We start from the raw sequence: 12,975 nt of genomic DNA, 5'->3' as shown, positions 1-12,975 counted from the left end.
GACTATCTTAGCCAACCGACTTCTCGAGACTGACATCATCAACACGTTTCCGATGCTCGTAATCGACCTACTCGATGGTCTGACGGCGTTTGTGTTTATCATCTTGATTCGAGCCTATGTGGGAACGATTGTCGCCGGGGAACTGACTGATAGCTCTGTAACGATACGCGAAGGAGTCCATCGGAGCATTACTCGGACGCCGGCGTTGATTGGCGTAACATTGCTTATCGTTTTTTCCGTGATGACAGTTCCATTCTTTCTGTCTCTTCCACTACTCCTTCTTGCTGGCGCTATTCCAGGGAATCCCGCAGATATAGTTGGCTTTCCCGTCGTTGCGGCGGTGAGTGTGCTCGTTTTTGCTGTGCCGTTTCTCGGCTTGTTGTTCAAGTTTTGGTTCGCACCGGAGGCTTGTGTTATCGGCCAATATGGCCCTCTCAAATCACTTCGGATTAGCTGGCAGATTACGACGAACTACCGACGGAAATTCGTGCTCATCGCAATAATCGCTATCGGGAGTGTAAGCAATCTCTATCTGCCCGAAATGGGGACGAGCGTCGCTTCGGTGGCTCCTGTTTTGCGTGTACTTTCTACAAGTGTCGGTGACTTACTTTCTATCGTGTGGGCGAGCGCGTACGCCCACCTCTACATTCAGGAAATTGTATCGTAAACGCAGTTCCCAGACGGAAACAGGACAAGACGTAGAGGGCCAGACAGCACAGCCACTTCATTTGTTAGATACGTTCCGCTGAATCACTCCTCAGCGTGCGTCGGAGTGATTACTCGATTTCTAACTGCCCACTTTCGCCGCCCCCCTCGCCATCATTTTCGTCCCATTCGAGTTCGAATTCGACACTTAATTCAGTCATATTGTCTGCCGGCCCTTCGCGTTCGGCTTTGACCTCGAAGGTCGGTCGGGCAGGGGGATTCAGCGTTACAGACTCGGAGCCTGCTTTCAGGTTGATATCGCTTCCGCTGTCGAGATTATCTGCGACTTTCCGGAGGTACGATGCGATCTCTTCTCGGCTCTGGTCACTTTCTGACTTGAACAGGACTTCCTCGGGCATACAGGTGCTGATACACAGCCTGCACCAATAAAGCCGCCTGCCCTGTGGGTGCGACGTGATCACGCCCCCGCCGAACCGCCCGATACAGTCGGTAAGCTAAGCGGGACACGTTTCGAAGAAAGTCTCGTCTATTCCCAGCGATGTACAATCGTCTCAGCGTTGAAGTGCGCTGTTTCCAATATCTAGATGATGACAGAACTAACGTTCCACGGACTTGATATCGGCAGAGTTGAGCCAAACGACGACCTCGTCAACCGAATCGTCGACACGACGGCTGAAGAATATCCCCTGACAGATGGAGACATCGTCGTCGTCACCGCGAAGGTCGTCTCGTTCGCCGAGAATCGACTCGTCGAAGCCGACGAGATTGAGGTGACTGACCGCGACCGTCGGGTGGCCGATATCACCGGAATCGACCCGCGGGAAGTGGCCGTAATTTACGATGAAAGCGAAGTTATCGGTGCGATCCCCATCGCAGAGGTCGGTGAAGACCTGCTACTAGACCACGCTGTTGACCCCGACGCAGGGCAGGAAGCGCTTGACGAGGTACCGGCGATGCTCCTGACCGAGCGGAACGGTCGACTCTGTACGAACGCAGGCGTCGATTGGTCAAACAGTCCAGACGGGATTATGACGTTGTTGCCTGAAGATCCCGACGAGAGTGCGCGTCGCCTGCGCGAGAGAATTGCGGCCCGCACAGGCGCAGATGTGGCTGTCGTCCTAGCCGACTCGGAAATCGCCGGACCGGGTTCGATGGATCTGGCGATCGGGTGTTCAGGGATCGAAGCGACCGATAACAACTTCGGACAGACAGATCTGTACGGAGAGCCGAAGGTCGGCGGTGTTGACCTCGTTGCGGACGAACTCACCGCCGGATCAGCATTGCTCTTCGGACAGGCGGACGAACAGATTCCGGTTACGATCGTCCGAGGGTTGGAGTACGAAGATGGAGAGGGCGTACCGAATTCGGGCGGCGTCGTCCGCCGCGGACTCCGTAAGAGCGTCCAGTTGACGACTCGCCTGAAGGCCCGCGAGTGGTTCTGACAGCAACAATATAACTTACCAGCCGGAGCAATGAAGAGCATCGAATCCTCGCCGCACGCTAATGACGCTGGCCCTGGGCTGATAGTCACTCGGCCGCGCGATCCATTGGGTCTTCGAGTTCACCGGTGATTGCCTCGAAGGCGTCGGTCGCGGTGAGGAGACCGACGACAGCGTCATCCTCCACCACGAGGGCGAGCTCCTGATTTGCGGCCTGACACTGGTCGATGAAGTCACTGATCGTCGTCTCAGCAGCGACGGTTAGCGGCGGGGTTGCCAGTTCTTCGAGCGTGGTTGCCCCCGAATTCAGCGCTTCGTAGTTGTGCAGCACCGTCGGCGCGTAGACAACACCCACAAACGAGTCGAGTGAGCCTTCGATCAACGGAAAGCGGACGTATGGCATCCCGTCGATCCGGTCCATGTTCGTCTCGAAGTCGTCAGTCGTCGAGAGCGCCACGATGTCGCTGCGAGCAACCATGATCTCGCTGACCGGCTTCGCGCCGATGTCGAGGGCGTTGATAACTTCGTTCCGTCGCTCCTCGGAGATGCCGACTCGACTGAGCGAGTCACCCATTTCACTACGCAGTTCAGCCCGAGTCGTTGCGAGATCGCCCTCGGTTTCCGATTCAGTCCACGAACGGGCGATTTCGACGCCGAAGAGGCCCAGCAACGTCTTGGCCACCCAGTCCGCTGCGATGATCGCTGGATACATGAGCTTTGTCCAAACGTACAGCGGTCCGGATCCGTATCCAGCGACGAACTTGGCACGCTCGATTCCCAGATACGTCGGTGCCTGCTCGCCGACGATAACGTGAGTGAGATTGACCACCACCAGCGCGAGAAGCACAGACAGTGTCGTGTGTCCGCTGCCAGCAACGCCAACTGCACCCAATAGGGGCCGTAACACTGCTGTGATCGCCGGTTCGGCGACAACCCCCAGACCGACACTACAGATAGTGATCCCCACCTGACAGCCTGTGAGGAATATCTCCAATCGCTCGGTCATGTTCCAGGCGCGTTCGAGTCCACGGCCATTACCGAGAAACTCTGCTTCCTCGAACTGCCTGACGCGGGTCATCGCGAACTCGGTCGTAACGAAGAAGCTGTTTCCCAGAAGGAGGGCAACACCACCGAGCAGACGGGCCCACGTTACCAGCGAAATAGGCATCAAACGCTGGTTTTTCCTGACATTATCTAAATCTACTGTTGACACGCAGCAGTCGGACGCCGTATATGGGTTTCGTCAGCTCTGGGTATCGAGTATTTCGGCCGTTTCCCGGCGCAGTCTACAGTTCAGTAGTAACGACCTCTCTGCGAATAGTGTCGCCTCTGATCTCCAAATCGATAAAGCACCACGCGAAACGTGTTCGAAGTGGGTATCGACAAGGACAACCCGATACTGCTGGCTGCGTTCGCTGAGTCGATACCGAACAGAGTGGCGAGTCCGAGCGGAGCGAAGCATCTGTTGCCGGTTTCGTTCCACGGATACCGTCGTCGCTGGGAGTCGGCCGTTTTGGTTCTTCTTCGAGTGTCAACCTTCCGGAGGTCAATCGGTCTCAAGAACCGGTCTGTAACTTATGTCAGCTTTGCGTCTGTCTGTCCCGATTCAACGCGCTTACCGACGGTGTTGGAACTAAGACATTCATCTAAGATTTTGTCTTCCTACCTTAGACAGGAATCTTAGATTATCGTCTTTGATTAGAATCTTAGGCAAGACTCTTAGAAGAGTGTCTTAGATTAGTGACTTAGATGAGTTGTCTGACAAAGATTCATGAGCAAGAGAGAGACAGACAGGAGTATGCTGAGTTACACTGTCTACTCGGAGGCCGGGGGTGTCGGAAAAACGTCGCTGACAGCGAACCTTGCAGTCGCACACGCTCGGGCAGGACTCAAACCACTCATAGTGCCACTGGACCCACAGGACGGTGACCTGTCTCGCCTGATGGGAGTCGACACAGACCGAGCCAATAGTGGCGCTGACAACCTCGTCCGACATATGGTAAATAGCCCACGAGGCCCGTTCAAGGACCTCATTCGAACGGCGGAGGGCGTCGATATCGTTCCAGAACATAACATGCTGTCCGATCTATCAGACCACTTAGCCCGTGAGCAGTCCAAAGCTGAGGACCTCGGCGATGCGTACAACATCTATGCGCAACTCCAGCGAGTACTCAGAGATGGGGGCGTCGGCGATGAGTATGACGTCTTGCTCTGTGACCCTCCTGCGACAGAGTCGGACCATCTCTACAATTCGATATACGTCACTCGCAATCTCGTCATCCCAGTCGAACCGTCATGGAAAGGCCAGGCGTCCGTCGAAGGACTAGCTGACTTGGCGACGAACTTCGCAGAGCAACTCAACATAGATGTCGGTGTTCTGGCGGCCATCCCGAACGGAGTCAAGAATACCACGGACCAGCGTGAGATGCTGGGAGACGTCGAGTTCTCGACCCCCGAAGTAATCGGTGATCGAACGTCACTCATGGAAGGGTGCTGGAAACAGCAGTGTTCGGCCTTCCGGTATGTCCGGGAACACCGGAGCCGGCGTCGTGATTACGAGGTCGAGACGCTGGCTCAGATAGACCGTATTGCCCGTTTCTTGGAGGGGGAGGTCGGGCTGGAAGCACCAAATCCGCCTGAACCAGGCGCGCTGGAGGAGCCAGCATGACGGGCTTCAAGAGTGGGGCGAGCGACGACGATCCGCTCGGGAGCGACGAGTCAGATGAGGACATGGTGACTGAGAGATCCGATGTCACTGAGACGCCAGCCACCTCGGTGGAGACGAACAAACCGGAGAGGAGGTCAGCCGAGCTATCGACTCCTTCGGGTTCCGAACTACCGTGGATTTTCGACCGCTCCAGTATCACAGACGGCCGAGAGAAGACGGTACAGCTCCACCTCCAGCAGTCTACGTTGGATTCCCAGCGCCAGACTCGGTCAGACGTTGAGTCAGAACTCGGTGAGACGGTCAAGAAGGCTGACCTCCGGGAAGCTGCTATCATTGTCGGTCTAGAGCAGGTCGATGATCTCACCGAAATCCTCGAAGAGTGGGGATACGGACGATAGGCCCGTTTTGTGTTTTTCCCAGTAGGTGGCTGGGGATACCGTAGCTTGCCCTCCCTGATGACACGGGCCTGCTTGCTGACCGGCTCCTCGCGGCCAACCTATGGGGGGCTGGCCATTTCACCTCTCGAGAACTGGTCCAGATGCTCACCATTGAGGGTGCAAAAACACTCAACATCGGTGGCGAAATCGGGAGTCTCGAGGGAGGCAAACGGGCCGACCTGATGTGCTTGAGATGAATGCACCGAAGTTCGCACCCGTCAACAATGTGCTCTGCGAGTACAGCTAGTCTCTGAACAGCTCTGTATCGAATTCGTCAGCTGAGTCCCGGACAAGACGGTCTTGTCCCTCATGAGCGGCGATTGCGCCCTCGCTCAATTCTGGGTTGACGTCTTCGACGGTCTCGGGTGCGACTTTCTCTGTGACCTCAAATTCCTCGATTGGGCTAATAACACCCCATGCAGCCCCGATTGCATGGAGGACAACGGCCAGCGGTGTCAATATTAGGAACACCGGCCACAGCAATGGATGTTTTCTGTAGGCCCATAGGCCAAACAGCATATAAATAAACAGCACGACCAGTAGCGCAGTCGAAATCAGTTCGAAGAACTGGATGCTGACTGTTGCACCGGGGACGAATGATGCACCAATAATCAACAGTGGAATAGCTGGAGAAAATCCCCAGGACACGACGCGAGTTAGTGTCAGTGGTTGGTACAATAGTGGGAGGATATGATTATCTTTCAGTGTCCCGGACATCCACCGACGGCGTTGCTTAATCATCGCTTTCAGCGATGGTGGCGCTTGATTCCGAAATCGAGCGTCGACGAGCCGATACTCTAAGTCAAACCGATCAGCAGCCCGCCAAATGAGGTTCGTGTCTTCTGTAATCGTCGCCACGTCCCAAGTCAGTTCATCCTCCAACTCGTGTCGGATTGCAAAGCCACCGCCCCATGCGTACAGTGGATACGAAAGACGACGGAATGCACGCTGTTCGAACTGGTAACCGACTCGGAACACCTCACACAGATAGGCTAGCCGTGAACCCGTGAAAATCGGCTTCTCAGTAAACTGCACGAAGTCTGCTTCAGGGAGGCCAGTCAACCCAGTAACCAGTGTATCTTCATCGAGGTACAATACGTACTCTGCGTCACAGGAGACGTGTCTCCGTGCCCACTCCACAGCGCGGCCCTTGTTCGTTGCTTCACAACTGAATGAGTCTGGTACGATGTGCACCGCTGCCCCATCGATTTCAATATTCTGTTCAGCAATAACCTTGATTCCGGCAACAGTGTCGGGAACTGAGTCAACGGTTGCCTGAACAACGTCTTCCGCTTCGATTGTGAGAACGCGCACCTGTACGTCATCCAGTCCCCATGCGTCCATCTCACTCGAGTTCCATCCGATACCGAGTGGTAAGACTTCTATTACCCACCAGAGCGCTGACAACGAATAGACCAGCGCAACCCAAATGAGAAACGTCGTCGTCGCAAACAGTAGCGTACCAATTAGCATCCAATAGGTTCCAACTATTGTACTATATACTATCTATTTGAGGCCACTGCTTCGATGTAGGTCCGTGCCTGTGAGTACAAGCTGTCATCGCTGATGTGGTGGACGGGAACTGCTCGACGCCAGACGACACAGCAAAACTCTCAGCACGCAGTGTTGGGTTACGAAGTCATCATACGGAAACAGCGGGGATATTCGATGATTTGAGCGAGAGTGTTCAGGGACAAATACTCTTTCGCTCAATCTGAGACCTATTTGAAACTCTAGCTAACGATCACGATCCTGTCCATGATGGCCAGTCTCAGACGCCGGATACGTCGTCTACGAGCAGGTGCCCGACCGACGGGACTGATTCACCTGTCCACTCGGCTCTGTACGTCGCTACCGGTTGCTTACCACCGGTTGTAGTCATCAACTACTTTACGAACCCAACTGCACAGATGGATTATCCGGATCTCGCGAAACGTGGCCTCCGCCGGAGGATTGTACTGCTTGGCACACGCAGGGGATACATGTGATAGTAGATTTCCGTTCGGTGTCTGCTATTGTTGTGACTATCGTTGGTTTCGCACTGGGGTTTGCGAGTGTGTGGCGGATTCGGAGCTATCTATATGAGGCAGAGTGGGGACGCTTTAATTTTCTAATAGCGCACCGACTCCCACGCATAATTGTGGGCTTCATTATGATGATCTGTACCCTTTTATTGATTTCAGTAGCCGTCTCAGTGATCGACTCTTTAATCTGGTCACTCCTCAGATGTTTCTGACCATGTTTTTCTGTAAAATCCGAATAGGTCACACTGTGCTATCCACAGAGCGCCCGATGTGCAGTTGGACCCAACGAAGCAACTATTATTTGTGCCCATTACTGGTCACTCATACTGCTTAGCGACATTGAGAGCTAATCTGGAGCAGTTTCATCTCGACGGTACGTCCAAATACATGCATTAAGTCCTGCTAAACCTCTTGTAGTCTCAGTTCTCCTAGGTTTCACAGTAGTTGAGACCGCCAGTCTCAATGTACGCAATATGAGATTTAGAGGATCTTGGCTGAATTAACTGCTCAATAAGACTGCGTATTGATGATTGTAGATTTTCACTCTTTGACCTCTATACCGGTGTACAGTAACCAGAGGAGAATCGGCCCGAATACAGGAATACAGAGGGCCAACAGGAACATTCCCCCAGTCCACGCGGACAGGTGGTTGTCGTGCTGGTTCGCTTCCCGATACATCCCAACTGTCGGGACTCCTATGAGGAGAGTACCCACTGTGAGGAGGAGTACTAGCATTTCAATTCTTGCCTCACTAGGGAGCACTCCATTCAGTAAAAGTACCAATCTCGTACTAACCATCGCTTCTTCAGTACGTCAAATTCTTCCGCATCTGAAAAATGTACATACTGTATAGCCAGCCCAATGCATGTTAAAATTCTAACGTAGTTCATAAATAGTATGAAGAATCCACATATCGAATTTGTGCCTACATCGATCGGCTACGGGTGGTTATACGACTCTCTGGAATCTGTGCTGTGTCGGTCGTTCGCGAGGATTCGGGGTGCATAATTTATACGCTCAACCGATGCTGCAGGAAGTGTGACTGAAGTCGACTTTACGCCGGTGTCTGGACAGCAGATCAATCCCTACAAGACCACTCGACGAACTCGGAGTTTAACGAAGAGATGTACGATGAACCAGAGGTTACGTCTCCTCAGACATCATTCCTAAGGCAGATGCTTAAAATACTATGTAGTCAACGTCAAACCACCAATTTCTATGTAGTCTGACAGCTTGTTGATATCAGTGGAATCGGAAGCGAGGAGTCAAATCAATATATCCGGATATGAATCAAATACACGAATGCGGGTCATAATAGCTGGCGCTGGTCAGGTGGGAACGAGGGTCGCAGCAGCACTCGATGCGAATCACGACATCGTAATGATCGACGTGAACACCGAGCGGATTGACAGACTCAGATATGACCTCGATGTGCTCACGGTACCTGGTGACAGTTCGGCCATTGAAACCCTCCGAGAGGCCGGCATCAAGGATGCCGATATTCTAATCGCTAGTACCGACAGCGACGAGATCAACATCATCACCTGTGGCACAGCGAGGGCACTTACTGACGTTACGACGGTTGCACGAGTCAAGAACCTGAAATATATCGACACCTGGGATCAGGCTAAGAACGTCTTCGATGTCGATTTCATGGTCGGGAGTAATCTGCTGACAGTCGCCGCAGCAGCCGGAGGGATTGGCCTACCAGCTGCACAGAACTTCGATGTTTTCGCAGGCGGGACGGTTCAGATGGCCGAGTTCGAAATCAAGCCGGACAGTCCAATTCTCGGCCAAACGATCAGTGAAGCCGATGTGTACGACGCGCTCACGTTCGCTGTCATCTTCCGGAACGGAGCGACAATCTTTCCGACTGGGAAGACACGTATCCAACCGGGAGATAACGTGGTCGTCACGGGCCGACCCGATTCGGTCCACTCGTTCGGCACCGAACTGGCCCCACGAGAGACAGGTCCCCAGAACGTGCTGATCATCGGCGGGAGCGACACCGGCTACTATACGTCCCGGCTTCTTGAAGAACGTGGTCTCCGTCCTCATCTCATCGAGACAGACGCCGACCGTGCCAGGGAACTCTCCGAACGGTTATCCGCCACCACGGTTCGAAACAAGGACCCGACCGACCGGGACTTCCTCGAAAATGAACGGATGGCTGATGTCGATGTCGTGGTGGCAGCGCTCGCACACGACAGCGAAGAGAATCTGCTGGCTGCCCTGCGGGCCAAGCGAGAGGGCGCGGACCAGTCGGTCGCTATTGTAGACCACGGCGAGTACGTCGATCTGTTCGAAGATGCAGGGGTCGATATCGCTGTGAACCCGCGCCGGGCGACAGCTCGGGAGATCATCGAGTTCATCCGTGACCAAGACACTCAGAACGTCGCTCTGCTGGAAGACAATCAAGCCGAGGTGATCGAGATCCGTATTGACACAGATAGCGTGCTCGCAGGACAACCGATTAGCGAGGCGATCGGTGACCTTCCGGAGGATGTCGTCATCGGAGCGCTCACGCGCAACGGGAGCTACCGTATGCCCCGTGGCGATACCGTCATCGAACCCGGCGACCATGCCGTGATACTCGCTGATAGCGATGTCGTCGAGGACACGATCGAACGGCTGTAATGATGCACAGGAACCGCCATTCCACTGGCCGAGCTAGCAACGCGACGGGGCGCTACCCGATTTCTATGGGTGGTGTTTCTGAATGCAGGTAAGCGTCAACTGGCGACAGAGCGTCGCGCTCGTCGGGACAGTTCTGAAGTACCTCGCCGTGACGATGGCGCTCCCGTTGTCCGTCGCGATTATCTACGGGAATGATCGCTTGGTCTTTCTCGTGTCGATCGCCATGACAGCCGCCCTCGGACTTGCACTCGAACGTCTTGAGGATGACTCTGACCTCGGACTTGAGGAAGCGCTGTTGTTTGTCACTCTGGCTTGGGTCGGTGTCTCTGTGGGAGGGACGATACCGTACCTGCTCGCCGGCATGGGCACTCAATCGACGGTCGGGCTCGCACTCGGCTCGCCGAGTGCCCTGTTCAACTCGTTCGTTAACGCGTTGTTCGAATCCACTTCGGGATTCACTACGACGGGGGCAACCGTTTTGGGCGAAATCTCGCTCGAACGGCATTCTCATGCCCTGTTGATGTACCGCCAACTGACGCAATGGCTCGGTGGGATGGGGATAATCGTGCTCATGGTGGCCATTCTCCCCGAGCTAGCGGTCAACGGTGCGCAACTCATCAGCGCCGAAGCACCCGGCCCAGAACTACAGAAGCTGACGCCCAAGATTGCCGAAACGGCCCGCATCCTGTGGCTTGTCTACACCGGATTCACTGTCCTGTTGATCTGTCTCCTCTACGGTCTCCACCTGCGGGGGTGGGCGCCCAACATGAACCTGTACAACGCGATCGCTCACGGCTTCACAACGCTTCCAACCGGCGGATTCTCTCCCCAAGCTAAGAGTATCGCTGCCTTCTCGCCAGCAGTCCAGTGGCTCGTGATTCCCTTCATCATCGTTGCGGGGACGAACTTTGCGCTCTTTTATTTCGTTCTCCACGGGCAGTATCTCGACGTGTTTCGGAATCGAGAGTTTCAGGGATATATTGGGGCCATCGGTGGGGTCACGGTTCTCCTCTGGGGACTCTTGTTCACTGGAGCGGCTCCGCCGCTAGAACTGGGAGGTGTCACCCGAGGCATCGCTGAGAACTCGCTCCGGCAGGCGTTGTTTCAGACAGTCACACTGCTCAACTCAACGGGATACGCGACGAGCGATTTCGCACAGTGGAGCGAATGGGCGCAAGTGCTGTTATTGGGAGTGATGTTCATCGGTGGGTCAGCAGGATCGACTGGTGGCGGCATCAAGATCATCCGATGGCTCGTCCTTCTCAAGGCTGCTCGGCGGCAACTGTCCACAACAGTCTACCCAGACGTCGTCGAACCAGTCAAACTCGGCGGGCGCACTGTCGACGAGGATGTCGTCAGAGGCGTCTTCTCGTTCACGTTTCTCTATCTATTTATTTTCGGGGTGTCAACCGTGGTAATTGCACTCGATGCCAGTCGCGTCGGCCTCAGCCTCACGACGATCGAAGCACTCAGCGCAAGCATCGCGACCATCGGAAACATCGGACCAGGGTTCGGTCTGCTCGGTCCGTTCGGGAGTTATCTCTCTTTCCCAGCGACCTCGAAACTCCTGATGATAGTTCTGATGTGGCTTGGCCGACTCGAAGTGATCCCTATGCTGGTGCTCTTCACCCGGTCGTTCTGGGAGTGGTAGTGCCAATACACCGGACCGAATCTACCTCGCGGCTTTGGAGTTGGGCTGTCTGTAGAACCAAGGCCATTAGCAATCCGGTCTTAAAATAGATGGGAATACGCATTCAACATAGCCTTTTTATGCGCGCTTATGTATCCATAACTCATGACCGATGATACTGCTGAAGAGCAGATAGAAGACGCTATTCATGACTATTACTCCGCGCTGTTTGTGTATGCACAGGCCAATGGTGACAGGGGTGTCCGTATCTCGTCACTCGAGGCTGTTACCGACCAGGATTACGAGTACGAGGTGGTTGAACAGGACAGCGATGCTATTGAACAGTCGTACACTGGCACGGTGGTACAGGAAGGTGCCGAATGGGTCGTCGAACCAGACCACGATGAGACTCCCACGCGCGAGGATTAATGTCCCTCAAAACTGAACCCATCGTCGTCGCCACGCTGGACTGTAAGAACCGCGTTTTCTGAGGCTTCGGTTACGGATTTGGTTACCGAGCCAGTAATAAATTCTATGAGACGGCTCTGAGTCGGTTTGCCTATTACAGTTACGTCGTAGTGGGCAGACTCGTCGATGATTGCCTCCGCGGCGTCAGGCGCTTCAAGATGGTGCGTATCCAGTTCGACCGACTCGGGGAGCCGTGCCCGTGCCGTGTCGAACAGTTCCGTGGCCTGTGCGGCCTCGGTCTCAGCTTTGTCCTGTGTTACATGAAAGAGCTCGACAACAGCGTTCGCGCCTGCTGCCAGCGCTCCGCCGACGACGACTGCGAGACCAGAATGTTCGCCACCAGCAAGTGGGACGAGCACCGAAGAGATGCTTGCCCCACTCCGGGGATGCGTGACTGAGACCACGTCACATGCTGCTTTTTTTCGCATCTGGTCGGCCGCGTCACCGCGAAGCCCTTCGCCCAGCAACTCGGGCGTGTGTTCGTCGAACACGACGAGTTGGACATGCCGTTGCTGTGCGACGGTAACCGCAGTCGAGAGTGGACTATCTGTCTCTTCGACGATTAAATGCGCATCGACAGTGTGGTCCTCGTCTATGTGTGCCTGCAGTAATTTTCGGCCGATTGATGTCACCTCAGTGCTACGGAGGCTGTTGTCGGTGAGTAAATCAAGGACAAGTAGTTCTCCCTCGACACCCTCAGCGATATTCATCGCTGTCTCGAACGTGAAGTTGTCGTGGGAACTGAATATCGGGTAGAGAATACGGGGTGGCGAATCAGGCGTCTCGGACCGCTCTAGAAACTCTCGGAGACTACCCTCATCATGACTCATGTAAACGAGTGGTGGCCCATCAGTATTAAACGCAGGTGCTGATTCCGCATTCCGTAGCAAATCGACCGTGCAATAGTTGGATGACCAATGGATAGCGGCAAAGACAAATAATTCATATACAGTCCGTGAGACTAGTCAGTATGATTCTCACTACGACCACGAGATCTCAGGGACAT

Annotated in this window: 12 protein-coding genes; 8 read left to right on the top strand and 4 right to left on the bottom strand. The window is 54.5% G+C overall.

What is annotated here, in order from left to right:
- Nucleotides 1-4 precede the first annotated feature (4 nt).
- Entirely contained in the window at nucleotides 5-667 is a 663-nt protein-coding gene (locus tag C443_RS19685) for a hypothetical protein (RefSeq protein ID WP_394295052.1), read from the top strand.
- Between the two features lie 109 nt (nucleotides 668-776).
- Here C443_RS19685 and C443_RS19680 read toward each other — a convergent pair whose 3' ends face one another.
- Nucleotides 777-1,064, bottom strand: a complete 288-nt coding sequence (locus C443_RS19680; RefSeq protein WP_005538623.1) for an amphi-Trp domain-containing protein — start codon at nucleotides 1,062-1,064, stop codon at nucleotides 777-779.
- A 189-nt stretch (nucleotides 1,065-1,253) separates the two neighbouring features.
- Here C443_RS19680 and C443_RS19675 point away from each other — a divergent pair, with 189 nt between their 5' ends.
- Entirely contained in the window at nucleotides 1,254-2,108 is an 855-nt protein-coding gene (locus C443_RS19675; RefSeq protein ID WP_160163372.1) for a coenzyme F420-0:L-glutamate ligase, read from the top strand.
- Between the two features lie 85 nt (nucleotides 2,109-2,193).
- On the opposite strand, the gene C443_RS19670 is transcribed toward C443_RS19675, so the two are convergent.
- Entirely contained in the window at nucleotides 2,194-3,273 is a 1,080-nt protein-coding gene (locus tag C443_RS19670; protein ID WP_005538621.1) for a CNNM domain-containing protein, read from the bottom strand.
- Between the two features lie 630 nt (nucleotides 3,274-3,903).
- On the opposite strand from C443_RS19670, the gene C443_RS19665 reads away from it, so the two are divergent.
- From C443_RS19665 to C443_RS22265, 3 genes are all read left to right on the top strand, one after another.
- Nucleotides 3,904-4,773, top strand: coding sequence for a ParA family protein (locus C443_RS19665; RefSeq protein ID WP_005538620.1), 870 nt, complete (start codon nucleotides 3,904-3,906; stop codon nucleotides 4,771-4,773).
- Nucleotides 4,770-5,171: a hypothetical protein gene (locus C443_RS19660; protein ID WP_005538619.1), complete on the top strand. Its 402-nt coding sequence runs from the start codon at nucleotides 4,770-4,772 to the stop codon at nucleotides 5,169-5,171. Before C443_RS19665 ends, C443_RS19660 begins: the two co-directional genes overlap by 4 nt.
- A 140-nt stretch (nucleotides 5,172-5,311) precedes the next feature.
- Nucleotides 5,312-5,407, top strand: coding sequence for a hypothetical protein (locus C443_RS22265; protein ID WP_311241349.1), 96 nt, complete (start codon nucleotides 5,312-5,314; stop codon nucleotides 5,405-5,407).
- A 46-nt stretch (nucleotides 5,408-5,453) separates the two neighbouring features.
- Here the strand turns inward: C443_RS22265 and C443_RS19655 are convergent, their stop codons facing one another.
- Complete coding sequence (locus C443_RS19655; RefSeq protein ID WP_005538618.1) at nucleotides 5,454-6,683, bottom strand: glycosyltransferase; 1,230 nt, start codon at nucleotides 6,681-6,683, stop codon at nucleotides 5,454-5,456.
- 1,853 nt (nucleotides 6,684-8,536) lie between these two features.
- Between C443_RS19655 and trkA the strand changes: the two genes are divergently transcribed.
- The 3 genes from trkA to C443_RS19635 all read left to right on the top strand — a co-directional run bounded on the left by trkA (nucleotide 8,537) and on the right by C443_RS19635 (nucleotide 11,930).
- Nucleotides 8,537-9,871 (top strand): Trk system potassium transporter TrkA, encoded by a 1,335-nt coding sequence (trkA, locus tag C443_RS19645; protein WP_005538616.1) that lies wholly within the window; start codon nucleotides 8,537-8,539, stop codon nucleotides 9,869-9,871.
- A gap of 82 nt (nucleotides 9,872-9,953) precedes the next feature.
- A complete protein-coding gene (locus C443_RS19640; RefSeq protein WP_005538615.1) occupies nucleotides 9,954-11,522 on the top strand; it encodes a TrkH family potassium uptake protein in 1,569 nt (522 codons plus the stop codon).
- A 144-nt stretch (nucleotides 11,523-11,666) separates the two neighbouring features.
- Entirely contained in the window at nucleotides 11,667-11,930 is a 264-nt protein-coding gene (locus C443_RS19635; RefSeq protein ID WP_005538614.1) for a hypothetical protein, read from the top strand.
- Here the strand turns inward: C443_RS19635 and C443_RS19630 are convergent.
- Nucleotides 11,927-12,799 (bottom strand): universal stress protein, encoded by an 873-nt coding sequence (locus C443_RS19630; RefSeq protein ID WP_005538613.1) that lies wholly within the window; start codon nucleotides 12,797-12,799, stop codon nucleotides 11,927-11,929. The genes C443_RS19635 and C443_RS19630 overlap by 4 nt on opposite strands.
- Between the last annotated feature and the right edge of the window lie 176 nt (nucleotides 12,800-12,975).

The sequence above is a fragment of the Haloarcula argentinensis DSM 12282 genome (genome assembly GCA_000336895.1).
In the GTDB taxonomy this organism is placed as follows: domain Archaea; phylum Halobacteriota; class Halobacteria; order Halobacteriales; family Haloarculaceae; genus Haloarcula; species Haloarcula argentinensis.
This window is presented reverse-complemented; position numbering and strand designations above follow the sequence as displayed.

What these genes read in the sequence shown, in the direction of transcription:
- C443_RS19680 (WP_005538623.1), bottom strand. Translation starts at nt 1,064, where the DNA reads ATGCCCGAGGAAGTCCTGTTCAAGTCAGAAAGTGACCAGAGCCGAGAA.
- C443_RS19675 (WP_160163372.1), top strand. Translation starts at nt 1,254, where the DNA reads ATGACAGAACTAACGTTCCACGGACTTGATATCGGCAGAGTTGAGCCA.
- C443_RS19670 (WP_005538621.1), bottom strand. Translation starts at nt 3,273, where the DNA reads ATGCCTATTTCGCTGGTAACGTGGGCCCGTCTGCTCGGTGGTGTTGCC.
- C443_RS19665 (WP_005538620.1), top strand. Translation starts at nt 3,904, where the DNA reads ATGCTGAGTTACACTGTCTACTCGGAGGCCGGGGGTGTCGGAAAAACG.
- C443_RS19660 (WP_005538619.1), top strand. Translation starts at nt 4,770, where the DNA reads ATGACGGGCTTCAAGAGTGGGGCGAGCGACGACGATCCGCTCGGGAGC.
- C443_RS22265 (WP_311241349.1), top strand. Translation starts at nt 5,312, where the DNA reads ATGCTCACCATTGAGGGTGCAAAAACACTCAACATCGGTGGCGAAATC.
- C443_RS19655 (WP_005538618.1), bottom strand. Translation starts at nt 6,683, where the DNA reads ATGCTAATTGGTACGCTACTGTTTGCGACGACGACGTTTCTCATTTGG.
- trkA (WP_005538616.1), top strand. Translation starts at nt 8,537, where the DNA reads ATGCGGGTCATAATAGCTGGCGCTGGTCAGGTGGGAACGAGGGTCGCA.
- C443_RS19640 (WP_005538615.1), top strand. Translation starts at nt 9,954, where the DNA reads ATGCAGGTAAGCGTCAACTGGCGACAGAGCGTCGCGCTCGTCGGGACA.
- C443_RS19635 (WP_005538614.1), top strand. Translation starts at nt 11,667, where the DNA reads ATGACCGATGATACTGCTGAAGAGCAGATAGAAGACGCTATTCATGAC.
- C443_RS19630 (WP_005538613.1), bottom strand. Translation starts at nt 12,799, where the DNA reads ATGAGTCATGATGAGGGTAGTCTCCGAGAGTTTCTAGAGCGGTCCGAG.